The sequence below is a fragment of the Pseudomonas gingeri genome, from assembly GCF_013386165.1.
Lineage (GTDB): Bacteria > Pseudomonadota > Gammaproteobacteria > Pseudomonadales > Pseudomonadaceae > Aquipseudomonas > Aquipseudomonas gingeri_C.
Map to the genome: position 1 here is coordinate 641246 of NZ_JACAOS010000015.1, position 18184 is coordinate 659429.

Below are 18184 nucleotides of genomic sequence, written 5' to 3' on the forward strand. Positions count from 1 at the left end.
CGTATTCGAACGGCGTCCTTGAATAAAAAATCGATTTCAGGAATCCACCATGAACACCTTGAACCAAGCCCACTGCGAAGCCTGCCGTGCCGATGCTCCCCAGGTCAGCGACGAAGAACTGCCGGTACTGATCAAACAGATTCCGGACTGGAACATCGAAGTCCGGGACGGCATCATGCAGTTGGAGAAGGTCTTCCTGTTCAAGAACTTCAAGTTCGCCCTGGCCTTCACCAATGCCGTCGGCGAGATTTCCGAAGCCGAAGGCCATCACCCGGGCCTACTGACCGAATGGGGCAAAGTCACCGTGACCTGGTGGAGCCATTCGATCAAGGGTCTGCACCGTAACGATTTCATCATGGCGGCACGCACCGACGAGGTCAGCCACGCCGCCGAGGGCCGTAAATAATGCATTTCGACGCCATCGCGCGTGTACCCGGCGACCCGATTCTCGGGTTGCTGGAGGCTTATGCCCAGGACACCAATCCGCACAAGTTCGACCTGGGCGTCGGCGTCTACAAGGATGCCCAGGGCCTGACCCCGATCCTGCACTCGGTCAAGCTGGCCGAACAGCGACTGGTGGACGAACAGCGGACCAAGTCCTATATCGGTGGTCACGGCGACCTGCGCTTCGGCAGCCTGCTCAACGAGCTGGTGATGGGCGCCGACTCGCCGCTGATCGCAGCCCAGCGCGTCGGTGCGACCCAGACCCCGGGCGGCACCGGTGCCTTGCGCCTGAGTGCCGACTTTATCGCCCACTGCCTGCCGGGCCGTGGCATCTGGCTCAGCGATCCGACCTGGCCGATCCACGAGACCATCTTCGCCGCCGCCGGCTTGAAGATCAGTCACTACCCTTACGTCGACAGCGATAACCGCCTGAACGTCGAGGGCATGCTGGCGGCCCTGGAGCAGGTGCCCCAGGGTGATGTGGTGCTGTTGCACGCCTGCTGCCATAACCCGACCGGCTTCGACCTGTCCCACGACGACTGGTACAAGGTGCTGGACATCGTCCGTCGCCGCGAACTGCTGCCGCTGATCGACTTCGCCTACCAGGGCTTTGGCGATGGCGTGGAGCAGGATGCCTGGGCGGTGCGCTTGTTCGCCCGGGAACTGCCGGAAGTGCTGATCACCAGTTCCTGCTCGAAGAATTTCGGTTTGTACCGTGAGCGCACCGGCGCGCTGATCGTCTGCACCGGCGATGCTGAAAAACTGCTGGATGTGCGCAGCCAACTGGCCGCGGTGGCCCGTAACCTGTGGTCGAACCCACCGGATCACGGTGCGGCGGTGGTGACCACCATTCTGGGCAATGCCGAGCTGAAGAGCCTGTGGGCCGATGAAGTGGAGGCCATGCGTGCGCGCATTGCCCAACTGCGCAGCGGTTTGGTGGAGGCACTGCAGCCCCATGGTCTGGCCGAGCGGTTTGCGCACATTGGCGTGCAGCGTGGCATGTTCTCCTACACCGGTCTGTCGCCGGCCCAAGTCCAACGCCTGCGCGACGAGCACAGCGTGTATATGGTCAGCTCCGGTCGGGCCAACGTGGCCGGTATCGATGCGACGCGCCTGGCAGCGTTGGCGCAGGCGATTGCGGCAGTCTGTAAGGAGTAACTACGACCCTCTGTAGGAGCGAGCTTGCTCGCGATGGTGGCTCTGGCACCACGGGGCATCAATTTCCCCGCGTTATCGTTGACGCCCATCGCGAGCAAGCTCGCTCCTACAGAGGACACCGCCCCGCTCACCCACCCTTCTCGACCAACTGCCCGAACGCCTCCAACTCGCCCTTCTCCAGGTCCGAAACCAGGATGAAGCGCAGGTGATCACGTCGCCATGAGACCACGTTATAGCCGCGCAACGACAGGCTCTCCCGAGCCCGATCAGCCTCGGCCGTTGGCAGGATAAACAGGTTGATGGTGTGCTTGGCATGCCGGTAAGCCAGCGCGGCAGCGGTCTGGTGTTGCAGATAATCCAGTCGACCACCCAACAACGGATAGCCCTGCGCCCCATAGTCGAAAACCGGCGGTGCGAAATCGAGCTTGCCGGTAAACCAGGGTTTCACCGTGTGCCGGTCGGACGACACCACATCATTCAGATGCTCGGCCATCAGCGAGCGCACATGACTGGACACCGCCTCATCCAGCCAGGGCTGCTCGGCGGACGGCGTCACGACGTAGAGCATGAGCGCCAGACTTAACGCCGCCGCCGAGAACACCGGGGCCCACCAGCGTCCCGACGAGGTTCGCAACCCCTGCAGGAAACCGGCGACATCCCAGGAGCGCGCCGGGGCAGCCCCCAGCAGATGCCGACTGAGGGCTTCGGGCGCGCGGTAATAGGGGGCCCGAATCTTGACGTCATCGATCAATTGGCGGGCCTGCTCATGCAGGCGTGCGCACTCGGTGCAGCCCACCAGATGCGCGGCTACCCGCGCCGCAGTCGCCGCATCCAGTTCATGGTCGAGGTAGCCATGGATCCATTCACCACAGGTCTTGCAGTCGAGTTCATTCATAGGTGTGCAACTTCAGCAGTTCGCGCTTGAGCATTCCGCGCGCCCGGGCCAACCGTGACATGACGGTCCCCAAGGGGATATCGACGATTTTCGCTATGTCCTTGTAGGGCATGTCTTCCAACTCCTTCAGGACAATCACTTCGCGGAAGGCCGGCGCCAGCGCCAACAACGCCAGGCGCAGTTGCTCGGACGCCTCGGCCCGGATGACCTGTGACTCCGGTGTACGGACATCCGCCAGCGCCGAGTCGTCCTGCAGCCACTCTTCGTCGATGGCGACCCAGCGCGGCCCCATCGAGGCCTTGAGCCAGTTGTAGCTTTCATTGCGGACAATGGTCAGGAACCAGGCCTTGGCATTGCCGTCGACAAAACGGTGCTGGAACTTGAAGGCCCTGAACGCACTTTCCTGAACCACATCCTGCGCGGCGCTCTCACTGTCGGTGAGCCAGCGCGCGAGGTTATAGGCCGCATCCAGATGCGGCGCAAACAGCGCCTCGAATCGCTTCATAGTGGCTCCGATACCTTTGTCCCTATAACGGTGAAAGAGCCGGTTTTATTCCCGAAATAATTTTTTTATTTTCTGGAATAAAGTCCCGCGTCGCCCGGTTTTACAGATGTGAGCTCAATCACTGTAGACCGCCAGCGAGGGCGTTCCCATGGACCTGCACCCAACACCCCAAGACCAACGTACCGACGGCCCGCTCGATCCTGAGCGCCGGAACCTGCTCAAATGCTCGGCCTGGGCCGGCGCCGGGGTCCTCTGGGCCTTGAGCGGTGGCATTCCACGGGCCTTTGCCCTGGACCAGAACGGCCAACCCACCGACCCGGCCGCCCTGGCCGCGAGCTTTCACTTCGTACAAATCAGCGATTCGCATATCGGTTTCAACAAGGAAGCCAACCCCGAGCCGGTGAAGACCCTGCAAGTGGCCATCGACAAGGTCATCGCCCTGCCCAAACGACCGTCGCTGATTCTCCACACCGGGGACATTACCCATCTCAGCAAGCCAGAGGAGTTCGACACCGCCGCGCAATTGCTCAAGGCCCTGCCCGCGACCGTGCACTATGTGCCAGGCGAACACGACACCCTCGACGAAGGCGGCGGCCAGCTCTATCTGCAGCGTTACGGCAAGGGCACCAAGGGCAACGGCTGGTACAGCTTCGACGACCATGGCGTGCACTTCATCGCGCTGGTGAACGTCTTCAATTTCCAGGCCGGCCATGAGGCCAACCTCGGTGCCGACCAGCTCGCCTGGCTGGCCGATGACCTGCGGGCAGTGGCAACCAGCACACCGATCGTGGTGTTCACCCACATTCCCCTGTGGACCATTTATCAGCCCTGGGGCTGGGGCACGGAAGACGGCGACCAGGCCATTGCCCTGCTGCGCAAATATGGCTCGGTAACCGTGCTCAATGGGCATATCCACCAGGTGATCCAGAAGGTCGAAGGCAACATCACCTTCCACACCGCGCGCGGTACGGCCTACCCGCAACCGGCGCCGGGGGCCGCCCCCTCGCCCGGGCCGATGACCGTGGCCGCCGATCAGTTGCGCAATTACCTGGGGATTACCGATGTCCGTGCGACACAAGGTGATCACCCGTTGGCGCTGATTGACTCGACACTGGTTTAAGGAGGACATGGAAATGAAAAAGCTTTTACAGATGCTGGCACTGGTTTGCCTGGCGGTGTCGATCCCGGTTCGGGCCCAGGAAGTGAAAATCGATATCAAGGAATTCATGTTCGGCCCCAAGGAACTGACCGTCGCGCCCGGTACCAAGGTCACCTGGGTCAACGACGACCAGATCCCCCACACCGTGGCCGAAACCCACAAGCTGTTCCGCTCGGGCGCGCTGGACACCAACGACAGCTATTCCTATGAGTTCACGACCGCGGGCACCTATGAGTACTTCTGCGCACTGCATCCGCAGATGATCGGAAAAATCATCGTCAGCCCCTGACCTTGTGGGAGCCGGCCTGCCGGCTCCCGCAGAACTGACGAATGGCCGTCGAACCCGGGGTGAAAAAAGTCTTTCTGTCATTTTCACTGCTGTATCCTGCCCAGGCTTTTTAAAAGCGCGGATCTACCCAGCGATTTAAAAACAGACCTTGCGAGGAGCGACGACGATGCATGAGATACCCAACTTCCCCTTCCCAAGCCTGCACGAAACTGAGCAGAAAACCCCGCCACAAACCGCTGCCCAGCAGCCGGTAAACAACGAGGCCGTAGAAAGCCTCAAGGCCGACAGCGAAGACTGAACGCTTGCTCAACCGGTCGCGTGAAAAGCCTGTTCCCTGGTGTTTTTCACGCAACCGGATACACAGCCTCCCGCAAGTTTTTTCGCTTCCCCCCTCCTGCAACCGGTCTCACACCGCTATCATAAGCTTCCTATCTTTCTTCTCCGCGTCAACGGTGGTCCCTGTCCATGTCTGATACACAGCGGCCCCTGGCGGTCACGCTGCAAGTCGTTTCCATTGTCCTGTTTACCTTTATCGGTTACCTGAACATCGGCATTCCCCTGGCCGTGCTGCCCGGCTATGTACACAGTGACCTGGGCTTCGGCACGGTCATCGCCGGCCTGGTGATCAGCGTCCAATACCTGGCGACCCTCTTGAGCCGCCCTTATGCCAGCCGGATCATCGACAACCAGGGTTGCAAGCGCGCGGTGATATTCGGCCTGGCAGGCTGTGGCCTGAGCGGTGTGTTCATGCTGTTGTCGAGCTTTCTCCAGGGGCTGCCATTACTGAGCCTGGGCAGCCTGTTCGTCGGTCGCGTGCTGTTGGGGAGCGCGGAAAGCCTGGTGGGCACCGGGGCCATCGGCTGGGGCATCAGCCGGGTCGGCGCGACGAACACCGCCAAGGTGATTTCCTGGAACGGCATCGCCAGCTACGGCGCACTGGCCATCGGTGCACCGCTGGGGGTCTGGATGGCCAGTCGGTTCGGTCTGTGGAGCATCGGTGTGAGCATCCTGCTACTGGCCACGCTGGGCCTGCTGCTGGCCTGGCCGAAGCGGGCTGCACCGATTGTCGTCGGTGTTCGCCTGCCCTTCCTTCATGTACTGGGTCGCGTCCTGCCCCACGGTACGGCGTTGGCCCTGGGCGGTGTCGGTTTCGGCACCATCGCCACCTTTATCACCTTGTATTACAGCACCCAGCACTGGGATAACGCAGCGCTCTGCCTGACCCTGTTCGGTGCCAGCTTTATCAGTGCACGGTTGTTATTCGGCAACCTGATCAATCGACTTGGAGGCTTTCGCGTGGCGATTGCCTGCCTGTCGGTGGAAACCCTCGGCCTGCTGCTGTTGTGGCTGGCACCGGACGCCCAGTGGGCACTGGCCGGCGCGGCCTTGAGCGGATTCGGTTTCTCCCTGGTGTTCCCGGCGCTGGGAGTCGAGGCGGTGAACCTGGTGCCGGCATCCAGTCGCGGCGCGGCGGTGGGTGCCTACTCATTGTTCATCGACCTGTCGCTGGGCATCACCGGGCCGTTGGCCGGGGCGATCGCGGCAGGCCTGGGCTTTGCCTCGATCTTCCTGTTCGCCGCCCTGGCGTCATTTTCCGGGTTGCTGCTGAGTTTTTATCTCTACCGGCAGGCGCCGAAACAACGCGAGTTACGGGAAAAAGCCTGAAGGCCTAGAAGTCGATCTTGCCCCGTCCGGCCTTGATCGCGCCGCGCTGGGACTTGCCTTCCAGGCGACGCTTCTTCGAGCCGAGGGTCGGCTTGGTCGCACGGCGCTTCTTCTCCACCTTGGTGGCGCTGAGGATCAGTTCGGTCAGGCGCTCCAGGGCATCGTTGCGATTCTGCTCCTGGGTCCGGTATTGCTGGGCCTTGATCACGATCACCCCTTCGCTGGTGATACGACTGTCACGCAGGGCCAGCAGGCGCTCCTTGTAGAACGGCGGCAGGGACGAAGCCGGAATATCAAAACGCAGGTGCACGGCGCTGGAGACCTTGTTGACGTTCTGCCCACCCGCACCCTGGGCGCGAATGGCCGTCCACTCGATCTCGGCATCCGGCAGATGCACATTGTTGGAAATCACCAGCATTTGAAAAGCGTCCGACGTCAGGGTGTTCAGGATACCCGATCTGCACCCCGGCGAGCCGGTTCGCCCATCCACAGGCCCACAGAAACAACAAACCCGGCAACTGCCGGGTTTGTCCTTGCAACGCAGAGCGGCCTACTTCACCGCCAACAATGCCTGCTGGGCACTGCGCCGATTCTTGATGCCGTAGCAGACCCACATGAACGCCACCCACACCGGAATCGCGTACACCGAGACCTGGATCCCCGGAATCATCAGCATGATACCCAGGATGAACACCACAAACGCCAGGCACACATAGTTGCCATAGGGATACCACAGGGCCTTGAACAGCGGGCGCTGCTTCGTGCGGTTCATATGCTCGCGGAACTTGAAGTGCGAGTAGCTGATCATCGCCCAGTTGATCACCAGGGTCGCCACCACCAGGGACATCAGCAATTCCAGGGCCTGTTGCGGCATCAGGTAGTTCATCACCACCGCGATGAAGGTCACCAGCGCCGAAACCAGCAGCGAACGCACCGGTACGCCGCGCTTGTCGATCTTGGCCAGCGCCTTCGGTGCATCACCCTGCTCGGCCATACCCAGCAGCATGCGGCTGTTGCAGTAGGTGCCGCTGTTGTACACCGACAGCGCCGCCGTCAACACCACGAAGTTGAGGATATGCGCCGCAGTGTTGCTACCGAGCATCGAGAACACCTGGACGAACGGGCTGCCGCTGTAGGAGTCGCCCGAAGCATTCAGTGTGCTCAGCAGGCTGTCCCATGGGGTCAGCGACAGCAGGATCACCAGGGCACCGATGTAGAAAATCAGGATCCGGTAGATCACCTGGTTGATGGCCTTGGGAATCACGGTTTTCGGCTGGTCGGCTTCAGCGGCGGTGAAACCGAGCATTTCCAGGCCGCCGAAGGAAAACATGATGATCGCCATGGCCATCACCAGGCCGCTAACCCCATTGGGGAAAAACCCACCGTGCTCCCACAGGTTGCTCACCGAGGCCTGTGGACCGCCGTGGCCGCTGACCAGCAGATAGCTGCCCAGGGCAATCATGCCGACGATCGCCACCACCTTGATAATCGCGAACCAGAACTCCGCTTCGCCGAAAACCTTGACGTTGGCCAGGTTGATCGCGTTGATCAAGACAAAGAAAGCCGCAGCCGAGACCCAGGTCGGGACATCGGGCCACCAGTAGTGGACGTACTTGCCGACGGCGGTCAGTTCCGACATGCCCACCAGGATGTAGAGGATCCAGCAGTTCCAACCCGACAGAAAACCAGCGAAACCGCCCCAGTACTTGTGGGCAAAGTGGCTGAACGAACCGGCAACCGGCTCCTCGACGATCATCTCGCCCAACTGGCGCATGATCATGAAGGCGATAAAACCGCAGATGGCGTAGCCGAGGATCATCGACGGACCGGCGGACTTGAGCACCCCGGCCGAACCCAGGAACAGGCCGGTACCGATGGCGCCACCAAGGGCGATCAATTGGATATGACGATTTTTCAGGCCGCGCTTAAGCTCGCCCGAAGCAAGGGGTGTATCTGGGGTCATGCGTCACCTGTTTGTTTTTATCTGTGACGAAATCGAACCCATCGCGCTTATGACGCGATGGAGTGAACAAGGCGGATAGCCTTGAGTGCACGGGCTTTCGGGACATCGCAAGGCAGTCGCCGACAGCCACAAAAATGCGCGGGTACGCAGTTGAGTCACAGGTAAAACGCCGCGCATTGTACACCGCCAGACCGCCACCGGCAGGCATCCGCGCATCTCACCGCCCCCAGCGCGGGAGGACAAGGGCCGTTTTAGCGACAAAGAAAAATCCTACAGCCATCCTCGGCAACTATTCCTTACGTCCGTCAGAACGCTCCCTTAACAGGCACTTTTACTGTCCAGATCGTCAGCTTTTCCTGACAAACTGTCACGTTTTCTTGCCAATAAAGGCATAAAACTCTCTGTTCTAAAATTGACAGACGAACTGTTTAGCTCTGACTTTAGCGACTGAATCGCTGTTTTTCCTGGAGAAGTTTTTTGTGCTCAAATTCTGGAAAAATTTTTTGAAAATATTTTTTTTGCGCTCACCGGGATCCTGCACTAGGTTTTCAGCCACTTGCCGAAACCTACAGACGGCAAGCCGGAGAAATGGATTTCATGCGTAGGACTTTTCCTCACAGAAAGCCTTTTCGACCGTCCAGCAATAACATTCCCAAGGAGATTCACCATGCAAGTCTCGGATCAGGACGTGAGCACTGAACTGCAACTGGACGATTGGTTTGAAGCCCCCACCCACGAAGCGGCCGTGGAAATGATGCAAGCCGATGCTGTCGTGCCGTTCGGCACCGCGATGTGGCCTTTCTAAGGCCGTCAGGTGGGTGCGGTTTGCCGCACCCACCCTCTTGCAGGACCAGGAACGACGTCATGGACAAGACCCGCGCCCTCGAACATTTTCTCTACTACCTCGCCTGGCACCCGGCCCTGGAAGGGCTCAGCCAGCCGAAGATCCTGTTGGGCCATACGCCAGAGTACAGCGAGATCGCCGAGGCCATCATCGGCCAGGACGCCCAGCACCAGCAGTTCGACTTCCATGCCCGGCGCCTGGACCTCGAACCGGCCGAGAGTCTGATCAAAGCCATCGGCGACAGCGACCTGTATATCTTCTTCTACGATTCCTCGATGCTCTCCCCACCTCGCCCCCAAGGCCCCGAGTTCTTGCATGCGCTACATGGCGTCATGGCCGAGCAATGGCGAAAATCGCTGCTTTTCAAGGATTATGGCGACTATTTCTACGACACCTTCAGTATCAGCCCGCAACGCATTGCCGATCTCAACGAGAACCTGATCGAGCGCATGTCCCAGGCCACGACCTTGAGCTTCAAGGACCGCCACGGTTCGCATCTGCACGCGCCGCTGAGCAGCATCCACAAGTGGACCAATATCAATGGCGTCGGCAACCACGACCTGGCCCCTGGGGAAATCGCCACCCACAGCGATGCCATCAACGGTTGCGTGAAGTTTGTCGGGACCTTCCTCAGCACCATTCCCTTTGCCCGCAAGTATGGGGTGCTGGAGTCGCCGCTGGAGCTGTGGATCGAGGATTCGACCATCTGCCGCATTGCCACCGAAGTGCCAGGGCTGGAGGCGGACTTCAACAAGTACCTGAATGCCAATCCGTCGAACCGACGGGTCGAGGAACTGGGGATCGGTACGAATGAGGGGGTCAAGGCCCTGTATGCGCGCAACTCGGGCTTCGAGGAGCGCCATTGCGGCCTGCATCTGGGATTGGGCGGTGGCGCCAAGGGCAGCCATCACCTGGACCTGATCTTTGCCAGCGGCGTGCTGGCGCTGGATGACAAGCCGGTGTTTGACGGGCAGTTTGCGTTTTGACGATGACTCGGTCTGGCTAAGGCCCCATTGCACACCGCAAAGGGATTTTGAGCAGTGCCGGCCAGAGCGTGGCCCAGTCGCTTTCATGGCCCATGCCCGGCACGATCTGGCTATGGGCGCAGACACCGGCAGCGGCGCTGACAAAACGCTGCGCAATCAGCGGTGGCACAACACTGTCGTCGGCCCCGCTGAAGTGAAGCTGCGGGATGGACGCCACCTGGCGTGCAACATCAATGGCATTGAGCGACTCCGGCATCGCCGAGACGTGATGCAGGCGATTGATCTCGGCATGATCGAGGTTGCCGGCCACGGTGCGCAGCGAGGCGATATCGCTACGCCGGGCGGCGATCAATACCGCCACGGCAGCGCCTCCCGAATAGCCGACCAGATGGATGCGCTGCCCCGGCACCTGGAGAGCAAAGTGGCTCACGGCCTGGTTCATTGCCACCACGACTTCCTCGGCAAAGCGCTTTTGCGTCCAGTAGGCTTTATCACAACGCGGGCTGAGCGCCAGCGGTGTGAACTGGCAGGGGCGTGCCAGGTACACGACGTTGGCCGCCGGATCCGCCGCTGCCAACGCCAGGCCTTCGGCCTGATGCGGCGTTGGATTTTCCGACGGGGTCGTACGCGAGCGCCAGGCCAGGCCGTCGCCCTCGATGTAGAGGTTCAGCGGCAGGTCAGGACGGGTTATCCGGTAAAAGCTGGTCAGCACAAAACTGTCGGTATCGACCTGTTCTCGCTGCAAGTGAGCGGTGTGCGCCAGGGTTTCGGCGTGTCGGTTCGGATCGGCACAGCCTGCGAGTATGCCCAGCAGCGCACACAGACACGTGAGCAGCACCCTGTTCAAGCCTTTCATGCCTCGGCAAGGCCCAGCGCCGCCAACAGCGGCCCAAGCTGTTCGGCATGCGCACGCCAGCGACCTTTCGAGGTTTTGTAGAGGGGCTGGCGCACCTGATTGACGCTGGCAGTGCGCACCACGCGCCGGGTCTTGTGAAAGTCCAGGCAGGCTTCGTCCCACGGCAGGTCAATGAAGCTGATCAAGCGCTTGGCCTGCCCTTCAAGGTCGTCCAGCACCGACTCGTAGTCCACTTCAATAAAGGATTCGGCAGGTAGCAGCTGGCGCCAGTGACTCATCAAGACTTCATAATCGCGATAGAACTGCCCCAATTCAGCCTGGTCGTAGCTGAACGGCTGATCGCCGCTGAATTGCTTGCTGTAACAGGACAGGCAGGTATCCACCGGATCGCGGCGGCAGTGAATGATACGGGCACCGGGCAGGATCAACGGAATCAGGCCGGCATAGACAAAATTGCCCGGCATCTTGTCCACCAGGCGATCCCGTGCGTCGACCAGGGGTTTGACTCGCTCAAGGTAGTCATGACCGATTCTGGCCAGATCCTGCGCTGAGCAGTTGGCCAGGTTTTGCGGAAATCTTCCTTGGTTTTCCACTGCCAGACGCAGCGACGACAATTCTCCCGCGCCCTGCACCCGCGGATGGGAGGCGAGGATCTGCTCGACCAGGGTGGTGCCGGAGCGTGGCATGCCGACGATGAAGACCGGCAGCGACGATGCCGCGCCCTGCCCTTGGCGCGCAGATTGAAATTCATCGCTGAACAACCCGGCAATGCTCTGCATCCATTGCCGCGCAGTCTGAGAGTCATAGGCAAAGGTGGAGCGCTTGAGTCGGTTTCCGCTATCCAGGTGATGGAAGGCTCGCGTGGAATCACCCGTGTCGAGATACGCCTTGCCCAAGGCAAAGTGGGTCGACAGTTTGTCGGCCAGCAGCAGACCCCCCTCGCGCACCAACCCGGCCTCCATGGCGGCGATATCGGCATCACCGGGTTTAAAGGTTTTGCTGTCCGAGCGCCCCGTCAGTGCGCGGATCGACCCCGGAAACGCGCTCAACGCCTGTTCAAAGGCCACGGCGGCCTCTTCCTTGCGACCACTTTCCAGGAGCAGCACGCCCCGTGCGATCATCGCCTCTTCGGTCACCGAGCCAGGCAGCGCCACCGCCTGATTGAAATGCTCCAGGGCCTGATCGTGCAGGCCACTGGCCTGAAGCGCATTGCCCATGGCGTTGTGCACACTGGCGTCATTGGGCGCCAATGCCAAGGCTTGCCGCGCGCAGTGCAGGGCCTCGTCGAAGAGTCCGCCCTTTCTCAAGACCATGGCCCGTGCCGTGAAGCCACCGACATGGCCGGGGGCAACCCGGTGCAGGGCATCCAACCAACGCAACGCTTCGCCATGGTTCAGGCGTTGGGTTTCGGCTTCGGCGATATTCAGGTACGCATCGACCAACCGCGGGTTGAGTTCGACAGCCCGGCGTCCGGCCGCCACCGCCTCATCGAAATGCCCTTGTGAACTCAGCAAAAAAGACAGGTTGCTGCAGGCCTCGGCGTAATTCGGATCGAGGCTCAACGCCTGTTTGTAATGCCACTCGGCGTGGTCTTGTCGATCCAGGCGGCGATAGGTATTGGCCAGGTTGTTGTGGGCTTGTGCCGCTTCCGGCCGCAGCGCCACGACGCGCTGCAAACACGCGAGGCTGTCGTCCAGTTTGCCGCTTTCCTGCAGGATGATCCCCAAGTTGCTCCAGGCATCCACCAGCGCGGGGTCCAGCGCAACAGCCTGTCGAGCCGCCTGTTCGGCCTCGACCAGCAAGCCTTGCTGGCGGCACATCTCGGCCAGATTGCTGAAGTAGATCGCCGGTGCGCTCAGTGTTTGGCAAGCCTGGCGCAGGTAGCTCACGGCCAACTCCAGCCGACCGAACGCATGGGCGATCAGCCCGAGCAAATGCAGGGCATCGGCCTGTTGCGGCCATTGCCCCAGGATGCGCTGGCACAGCTGCTCGGCCTGTTGTGCCTGGCCCGCGTTCCAGTATTGATGAGCCAGCGCCATGGCTTCGACAAACGTCAGTTGTGGGGTGCCGGAAGTTGTCGGTGTGCCGCTCATACAAGACCTTCTAAATGGGAGGTGAAAACTGTTGTGCAACGAATCTTTGTTCACATCCGCTACCAACCGAAAGACAAACGCCCATTGCTCATCACTGAACAACAGGCGTTTTCGGCTAAGCGCAATGTAGCGGATCAGAAGTTCCAGCGCACCTGCACATCGCCGGTATTGGCGGTGTAACCATTCGCCGCCTCCAAGGTGTACTTCGCCCCCAGGCTGAGGTTTTCGCTGCGCAGCAGGGTCACGCCCAACGCCAGCACGCCGGTGTCGGCAATCGCTTTCGCGCCCGGGCTGGTGAAGCTGGTGGCGCCCGAGGTATCGGCGGCGAAGTTGGCGACCGATTGCAGGCCGTTGTCGTGATACTCATGCCGCCAGGTCAGTTGCGCCGAAGGCACTACGCTGCCGTAGGACGTGGCGAAGGAACGCTCCAGCTTGGCGCCCAGGTCGCTCTTGAGCGAAGTGGTGTTGCTGGAGTCCAGGTGCAGTGCCGCACCATTGCCGCCGCTCTCGGTGTAGCTGTCCTGGCGCAAGGTGCTGTAGGTCAGGCCGGCAATTGGCGTAAGGATGGTGTGGGCCAGCGTCGGGCCGAGGTCGATCGGGTAGCCGACCACCGCGGAAGCGATGTACTGCATGCCGTCATGCTGACCTTTGGCCGAACCGTTAAAGCCGTTGAAATCGATTTCACGCTGGGTGTCGTATTGATGCTGGATGGCACCGAGCGACAGGTCCAGGTACCACGGCTGGGCCTGGTAACTGGCATAACCGAACAGGCCATAGGACTTAACATCGGCGGAACTGCCGCTGTTGTCGCCGTCGTTGTTGACCGTGGTCTTGGTGTAGCTGAACAGGCCGCCGGCGCGCCAGCTGTCGTTGACCAACCCATCGGCGCCGAGCAGGAAGCCGCTGTAGCGGGCATGGTAACCGGCGATATCGTCGCGCTCACCCAGGCGCGAACTGCCACCGAAGGCTTGGCCCCAAAGCCCGGTGTTGCGGGCGCTTTCACCGGTGGCGACACCGCTGCCGACGCTATCGTTCTGCGCGGTACGCAACCCATCGAGGTGCGCCGCGGCGACGTTGAGCACTTGCACGGTGGAGGCGGTGGACGCCTGGGTAGCGGCACTGGTGTTCGCGGTCGGGCTCAACTGCGCCCCGGCGTGGTTGCCGGCAGCCGAAGAATCAAGGGCGGCGGCGGCGTTGAACAGGTTCATCAAGCCGGCATTCAGACCGTCGTAATGGAACAGCCCGGCCAGGGTGGCGTTGCCATTGGCGCTGGTCGCCTGGTTGAGCGGCGCTGTCGACGCCACCGTTCCCAGCGTTACCAGCAAGTCGGCATTCGTGCCATCGGCCACGCTGGTGCCCGCTGCGTTAAAACCCGCAACGCTGTAGTGAAGGGTGCCGGCGTTGTAGTTTGTCCCCTCGGCATTGGCTTGAATCACCACGTAGCGTTGGCCTTGGGCAAAGCCATAGCTGCCCAGCTTCTGCAGACCGATCGTGGAGCCCGAGGCGATGTTCGCGCTACCGGACACCACCAGGCGCCCATAGCCGGCGTCGGTGTTGATATTACCGGTGGTCACGGCGTTGTCGGCCACACCGAGGATCAGGCTGGCGCTGCTGCCCTGGGTGTAATTACCGTTGATATGGATCGTGTTATTGAGCAGCAGCGTGGCCGCCAGGTTGGACACCGTATGGGTAGGGTCACCCGAAACGTTGATGTTGTCATTGAGCAACAGGTTGCCAGAGCCGAATACCAGGTTCGAGAAACTATTGGTGATCTGACCGATGTTGCCGGCGCTCACACCACCGACGCCTGCGCCGGTCAGGATGCCGAACTCCGAGCCGGTGCCGCCATTGATCATCAGATCCTGTGTGGCGTCATTGCGGATCGTGCCGGCGATGGTGCCGGAGTTGATAAGAGTGCCCAGAGTCGCCGCTGAATTGTCGTAAAGGGCGTATTGGGTGCCCGTGATGATACCGCTGTTGTTCAGTGTCCCGATGTGGCCGGCGTTGTAAATACCCGTCTGCCCGCCAGAGATAGTGCCGCCAGTCTCATTGTTCAGCGAGGTGAGAGTAGCGCCACCGCCGTTGTAAACACCCGTGAGCCCACCCGAGATACTGCCGCCAGCCTCATTGTTCAGCGAGGTGAGGGTACCGAAGTTACCCACACCATTATTGCTGCTACTGGAGATACTGCCGCTGTTGCTCAGTGTCCCGATGCTGCTGTAATTGTAAACGCCAGAGGAGGAGCCACCGTGAATGGTGCCGCTGTTGCTCAACGTCCCTATGTTGCCGCCGTTGCTGATACCTGTGTTGCCGCCAGAAATAGTACCGCCAGTCTCATTGTTCAGCGAAGTGATGGTACCCGTGCTGACAATGGCAGCGCTGTTGCCAGAAACAGTGCCGCTGTTGCTCAGCGTCCCGATACTGGAGGAGTTGACAATCCCGTTAAGGCCGCCACTGATGGTGGTCCCCAGCGGATTGTTCAGAGTGGAGATCGGGGCGCTGTTGTTTAAACCAACATTAGGAAGGGTTGCACTGGCCTGACCTGCGGCCAACGCCGAAGCAATGGCGATGGCCAGGACCGTCAAGCGGCCTGGTGTTCGTGATGATGGATGTCTGGACGAGTGCATGTGGTGTTTCCCCGAACGGTAATAAAAGGGTCGTTGTGATTTTCAGGATCGACCATGCGTAACAGCACGCCTTCCTGAATCACGACCTGACTGGCAGCTTTTAGGCTCTACGTTTTTTGGGTGGCATTTTGCCAGACTTTCCGAAAAGCACTTGACCGTGCGTATCAGTTCTTGAACTTTTTTTGAACCTGAGTGCCATCGTGCGTTAACGTGTGGCTAACCACGTCTTGGCGGAAACGATTGGATGGATAGCGCCACAATCAAAAAACCCAATGGTGGTCCATGGCCTGTTCTCGAACTCCAGCACCATCACTTCAATGTCAGTGGTGAGCCAGTATCTCGACAGTTGCTGGCCTGGCGAGAGCGGGTCGGTCATGTCATGGATGTACTGCCTTCATTGGCACAAGTCGAAGCCTCTTTCCATGGGGTCATCGACCGATACGATCTCGGCACTGGACGCTTCACCGATTGCCGCAGCGATGCCATGGTGCTCGATCGTTCAGTGGCACGTATCTCCACGGACAACCAGCGCGATTATGTCTTTCACGTATTCACGGCGGGCGGGATCGACTCCGTTGGGAGGGGCGGTCCGTCATGCGGTCGAGGGCATTCGACCGCCAGTGTTTTCGCCACCGATCTGAATCAGCCGATACGCATGCAACGTAGCGCTTGCCAGGTGCTGACATTTTTCGTACCCCGGCCAGTGGTGGACGCAGCCTTTCCCCATGCAGAAGCCATCCACGGCAGAGTGTTTGAAAACACCTCTCCCCTGATGCAATTGTTCATTGAGCAGGTGCTGGCGTTTTCCAGGAACCTTCCCGGGCTGAGTGCACATGAAGCGGACAGTGCCTTCGATGTGAGTGTGCAACTGCTGCTCGCCGCGCTTGGCAAACAGAGCAAACTCAGCGGCAACGCACGTGCCGCGGTGCGCGCAGCCATGTTCGACAAAGCCCGACGTTATATTCAGGCCAACCTCCATCAAGCCTCACTGTCCCCCGAAAATTTGTTGGAAGCCCTGCAATTACCCCGCCTGACGCTCTATCGTCTGTTCGAGCATGAGGGGGGACTTGGCGCCTATATTCGCAATCGCCGGCTGCGCGAAGCGGCCGATGAACTGGTCAAATCCCCGAACGTGTCGGTGACGGAAATCGCTTATGGGCTGGGTTTCAAAAGCGCTTCGGACTTTACCCGGGCCTTTCGTCGGACCTACGAAATGGCACCCCAGGATCTGCGGTTCATCGCGTCGCAGCGTCTGCGCAAGGGTTCGCGGACCTGATCGAACGTAATCGTTGAAGGCTGTCTGGAAACAGGATCAGTGCAAACAGGCTGATACACATGACTGCCAACAGATACCAGGCAGGTGCCATTGGATTGCCGGTCACGCCGATCATCCAGGCCACGATAAAGGGGCAAAAGCCACCAAAAATCAGTGTTCCCAGGCTGTAGATCGTCGAAATGGCCGTCGCCCGATAATGACGGGGAAAGGCTTCCAACATCATCACGGTGGTGGCGGCGTTGCTGCACAACAACAGCAGCGAATACCCACCGATGACCAGCAATGAGAGTGGCTCGCCAATCCCTCTCGTCAATAGCAGGAAAACCGGGTAAACCAGCACGATGCTGCTGATCATCGTCCAATACTGGATCGGCTTGCGCAGGCGTTGCCTGTCGGCGACGTGTGCCAGCAGTGGCACGCCGATGAAGATCAGGGTACTCGACAGACAGGCCGATAGCAGACTGACGGTCGCTGGCATATGCAGCGTGCCAACCAGATAAATGGGCATGTAAAACACCAGTATATAAATACCGGCTGTCGGTGTTGCCATCAACAGTATGCCTAGCCAGAACGGCCGGGAGTGCTGCGCCAGGAGTGTCTTCATGGCCGGGCGACGGGACTTATTCATCACCGCGTCAGGCATTTGCCGACGCAGGTACCAGCCGACCGGCCCAATCAGCAATCCGGCGGCAAACGGAATACGCCAACCCCACTGGAGCAATGCCTCAGGGCTCAGCAACATCGTGGTAAAGGCGCCGACCAGAGCCCCTGCCAGCGCGGCCGCAGCCTGGCTCGCCGCGCGCCAGCTGACCCCATAACAACGGCTCTTCCGGGCGGTCAGTTCCATCAGCACCACCGAGGAAACGCCAATCTCGCCGCCCACCGCGACCCCCTGCATCAGCCGCGCGACGACGATCAGTAGCGTGCCCCCTGGCCCCATGACGCTATAGGGCGGCGCAAATACCATCAACGCGGTGCCCAGCGTCATCAACGCGATAGAGCAGGTCAGGCCCGCCTTTCGCCCTTTGCGATCGGCCAGATGGCCAATGAACAACGCACCGATCGGACGCATCGCGAACCCGGCACCAAAGGTGAGCAACGACAGCAACAGCGATACAAACGCGTTGCCGGAAGGAAAGAACATCTTGCCGATGGCCACTGCCGAAAAGCTGTAAACCGTGAAATCATAAGTCGCCAAGCCATTACCGATAGCGGCGGCGAGGGCCACGCGTTTTTTGTGCGCACGGGCGCGTGCCGACAACTCGATTAATGACGCTGAAGCTTGTGGAGATACCGCGGAATTTTGCATTTCCCCTGCCCTTGGACAGTACTGAAAATCAGAAAACGCTCACTTCAGCCTCCTTGCCATGAACATGTGTGCAGATATGTAGTGATTGTACGGGTGATACCGCTCTTCCGTTGCG

Annotated in this window: 17 protein-coding genes; 9 read left to right on the forward strand and 8 right to left on the reverse strand. The window is 60.3% G+C overall.

Translation table 11 applies throughout. The features are described from left to right. Nucleotides 1-49 precede the first annotated feature (49 nt). On the forward strand, nt 50-406 hold the full coding sequence (locus HX866_RS15550; protein WP_040063248.1) for a 4a-hydroxytetrahydrobiopterin dehydratase: 357 nt from the start codon (nt 50-52) through the stop codon (nt 404-406). Continuing rightward, nucleotides 406-1602, forward strand: a complete 1197-nt coding sequence (locus HX866_RS15555) for an amino acid aminotransferase (protein ID WP_218177286.1) — start codon at nt 406-408, stop codon at nt 1600-1602. The genes HX866_RS15550 and HX866_RS15555 overlap by 1 nt, the downstream gene beginning before the upstream one ends. A gap of 127 nt (nt 1603-1729) precedes the next feature. On the opposite strand, the gene HX866_RS15560 is transcribed toward HX866_RS15555, so the two are convergent. Both HX866_RS15560 and HX866_RS15565 read right to left on the reverse strand, forming a co-directional pair. Continuing rightward, nucleotides 1730-2497 carry an anti-sigma factor family protein gene (locus HX866_RS15560; RefSeq protein WP_177092600.1) on the reverse strand — a complete coding sequence of 256 codons (768 nt, stop codon included), beginning with the start codon at nt 2495-2497 and terminating at the stop codon, nt 1730-1732. Further along, nucleotides 2490-3002, reverse strand: a complete 513-nt coding sequence (locus tag HX866_RS15565) for a sigma-70 family RNA polymerase sigma factor (RefSeq protein WP_177092601.1) — start codon at nt 3000-3002, stop codon at nt 2490-2492. The genes HX866_RS15560 and HX866_RS15565 overlap by 8 nt, the downstream gene beginning before the upstream one ends. A 148-nt stretch (nt 3003-3150) precedes the next feature. Here HX866_RS15565 and HX866_RS15570 point away from each other — a divergent pair, with 148 nt between their 5' ends. The 4 genes from HX866_RS15570 to HX866_RS15580 all read left to right on the forward strand — a co-directional run bounded on the left by HX866_RS15570 (nt 3151) and on the right by HX866_RS15580 (nt 6115). Beyond that, complete coding sequence (locus tag HX866_RS15570) at nt 3151-4122, forward strand: metallophosphoesterase family protein (protein ID WP_177092602.1); 972 nt, start codon at nt 3151-3153, stop codon at nt 4120-4122. A 13-nt stretch (nt 4123-4135) separates the two neighbouring features. Further along, a complete protein-coding gene (locus HX866_RS15575; protein ID WP_177092603.1) occupies nt 4136-4450 on the forward strand; it encodes a cupredoxin domain-containing protein in 315 nt (104 codons plus the stop codon). A gap of 166 nt (nt 4451-4616) precedes the next feature. Next, nucleotides 4617-4748, forward strand: coding sequence for a hypothetical protein (locus HX866_RS34370; RefSeq protein ID WP_256261166.1), 132 nt, complete (start codon nt 4617-4619; stop codon nt 4746-4748). Between the two features lie 167 nt (nt 4749-4915). After that, complete coding sequence (locus tag HX866_RS15580; protein WP_177092604.1) at nt 4916-6115, forward strand: MFS transporter; 1200 nt, start codon at nt 4916-4918, stop codon at nt 6113-6115. Nucleotides 6116-6119: 4 nt separating this feature from the next. Here the strand turns inward: HX866_RS15580 and arfB are convergent, their stop codons facing one another. Continuing rightward, entirely contained in the window at nt 6120-6533 is a 414-nt protein-coding gene (arfB, locus tag HX866_RS15585; RefSeq protein WP_177092605.1) for an alternative ribosome rescue aminoacyl-tRNA hydrolase ArfB, read from the reverse strand. 132 nt (nt 6534-6665) lie between these two features. After that, a complete protein-coding gene (locus tag HX866_RS15590) occupies nt 6666-8078 on the reverse strand; it encodes an amino acid permease (RefSeq protein ID WP_177092606.1) in 1413 nt (470 codons plus the stop codon). Between the two features lie 667 nt (nt 8079-8745). Between HX866_RS15590 and HX866_RS15595 the strand changes: the two genes are divergently transcribed. Then, nucleotides 8746-8883, forward strand: a complete 138-nt coding sequence (locus tag HX866_RS15595) for a hypothetical protein (protein WP_040063234.1) — start codon at nt 8746-8748, stop codon at nt 8881-8883. Nucleotides 8884-8942: 59 nt separating this feature from the next. Beyond that, nucleotides 8943-9908 (forward strand): leucyl aminopeptidase, encoded by a 966-nt coding sequence (locus HX866_RS15600; protein ID WP_177092607.1) that lies wholly within the window; start codon nt 8943-8945, stop codon nt 9906-9908. 16 nt (nt 9909-9924) lie between these two features. On the opposite strand, the gene HX866_RS15605 is transcribed toward HX866_RS15600, so the two are convergent. The 3 genes from HX866_RS15605 to HX866_RS15615 all read right to left on the reverse strand — a co-directional run bounded on the left by HX866_RS15605 (nt 9925) and on the right by HX866_RS15615 (nt 15484). Beyond that, nucleotides 9925-10746, reverse strand: a complete 822-nt coding sequence (locus HX866_RS15605) for an alpha/beta hydrolase family protein (protein ID WP_371318763.1) — start codon at nt 10744-10746, stop codon at nt 9925-9927. 14 nt (nt 10747-10760) lie between these two features. Continuing rightward, nucleotides 10761-12857, reverse strand: a complete 2097-nt coding sequence (locus HX866_RS15610; protein WP_177140071.1) for a tetratricopeptide repeat-containing sulfotransferase family protein — start codon at nt 12855-12857, stop codon at nt 10761-10763. A gap of 134 nt (nt 12858-12991) precedes the next feature. Continuing rightward, a complete protein-coding gene (locus tag HX866_RS15615) occupies nt 12992-15484 on the reverse strand; it encodes an autotransporter family protein (protein ID WP_218179700.1) in 2493 nt (830 codons plus the stop codon). A gap of 379 nt (nt 15485-15863) precedes the next feature. Between HX866_RS15615 and HX866_RS15620 the strand changes: the two genes are divergently transcribed. Beyond that, nucleotides 15864-16760 carry a helix-turn-helix domain-containing protein gene (locus tag HX866_RS15620; RefSeq protein WP_371319255.1) on the forward strand — a complete coding sequence of 299 codons (897 nt, stop codon included), beginning with the start codon at nt 15864-15866 and terminating at the stop codon, nt 16758-16760. Here the strand turns inward: HX866_RS15620 and HX866_RS15625 are convergent. Continuing rightward, nucleotides 16720-18069, reverse strand: a complete 1350-nt coding sequence (locus tag HX866_RS15625; RefSeq protein ID WP_177140072.1) for an MFS transporter — start codon at nt 18067-18069, stop codon at nt 16720-16722. The two genes, HX866_RS15620 and HX866_RS15625, sit on opposite strands and share 41 nt — an antisense overlap. Between the last annotated feature and the right edge of the window lie 115 nt (nt 18070-18184).

Excerpts from the sequence above, each read along its gene's own strand:
- HX866_RS15555 (WP_218177286.1), top strand. The coding sequence starts at position 406 with ATGCATTTCGACGCCATCGCGCGTGTACCCGGCGACCCGATTCTCGGG.
- HX866_RS15625 (WP_177140072.1), bottom strand. The coding sequence starts at position 18,069 with ATGCAAAATTCCGCGGTATCTCCACAAGCTTCAGCGTCATTAATCGAG.
- HX866_RS15580 (WP_177092604.1), top strand. The coding sequence starts at position 4,916 with ATGTCTGATACACAGCGGCCCCTGGCGGTCACGCTGCAAGTCGTTTCC.
- HX866_RS15565 (WP_177092601.1), bottom strand. The coding sequence starts at position 3,002 with ATGAAGCGATTCGAGGCGCTGTTTGCGCCGCATCTGGATGCGGCCTAT.
- arfB (WP_177092605.1), bottom strand. The coding sequence starts at position 6,533 with ATGCTGGTGATTTCCAACAATGTGCATCTGCCGGATGCCGAGATCGAG.
- HX866_RS15575 (WP_177092603.1), top strand. The coding sequence starts at position 4,136 with ATGAAAAAGCTTTTACAGATGCTGGCACTGGTTTGCCTGGCGGTGTCG.
- HX866_RS15590 (WP_177092606.1), bottom strand. The coding sequence starts at position 8,078 with ATGACCCCAGATACACCCCTTGCTTCGGGCGAGCTTAAGCGCGGCCTG.
- HX866_RS34370 (WP_256261166.1), top strand. The coding sequence starts at position 4,617 with ATGCATGAGATACCCAACTTCCCCTTCCCAAGCCTGCACGAAACTGAG.
- HX866_RS15570 (WP_177092602.1), top strand. The coding sequence starts at position 3,151 with ATGGACCTGCACCCAACACCCCAAGACCAACGTACCGACGGCCCGCTC.
- HX866_RS15620 (WP_371319255.1), top strand. The coding sequence starts at position 15,864 with ATGGATGTACTGCCTTCATTGGCACAAGTCGAAGCCTCTTTCCATGGG.
- HX866_RS15610 (WP_177140071.1), bottom strand. The coding sequence starts at position 12,857 with ATGAGCGGCACACCGACAACTTCCGGCACCCCACAACTGACGTTTGTC.
- HX866_RS15600 (WP_177092607.1), top strand. The coding sequence starts at position 8,943 with ATGGACAAGACCCGCGCCCTCGAACATTTTCTCTACTACCTCGCCTGG.
- HX866_RS15560 (WP_177092600.1), bottom strand. The coding sequence starts at position 2,497 with ATGAATGAACTCGACTGCAAGACCTGTGGTGAATGGATCCATGGCTAC.
- HX866_RS15615 (WP_218179700.1), bottom strand. The coding sequence starts at position 15,484 with ATGCACTCGTCCAGACATCCATCATCACGAACACCAGGCCGCTTGACG.
- HX866_RS15595 (WP_040063234.1), top strand. The coding sequence starts at position 8,746 with ATGCAAGTCTCGGATCAGGACGTGAGCACTGAACTGCAACTGGACGAT.
- HX866_RS15550 (WP_040063248.1), top strand. The coding sequence starts at position 50 with ATGAACACCTTGAACCAAGCCCACTGCGAAGCCTGCCGTGCCGATGCT.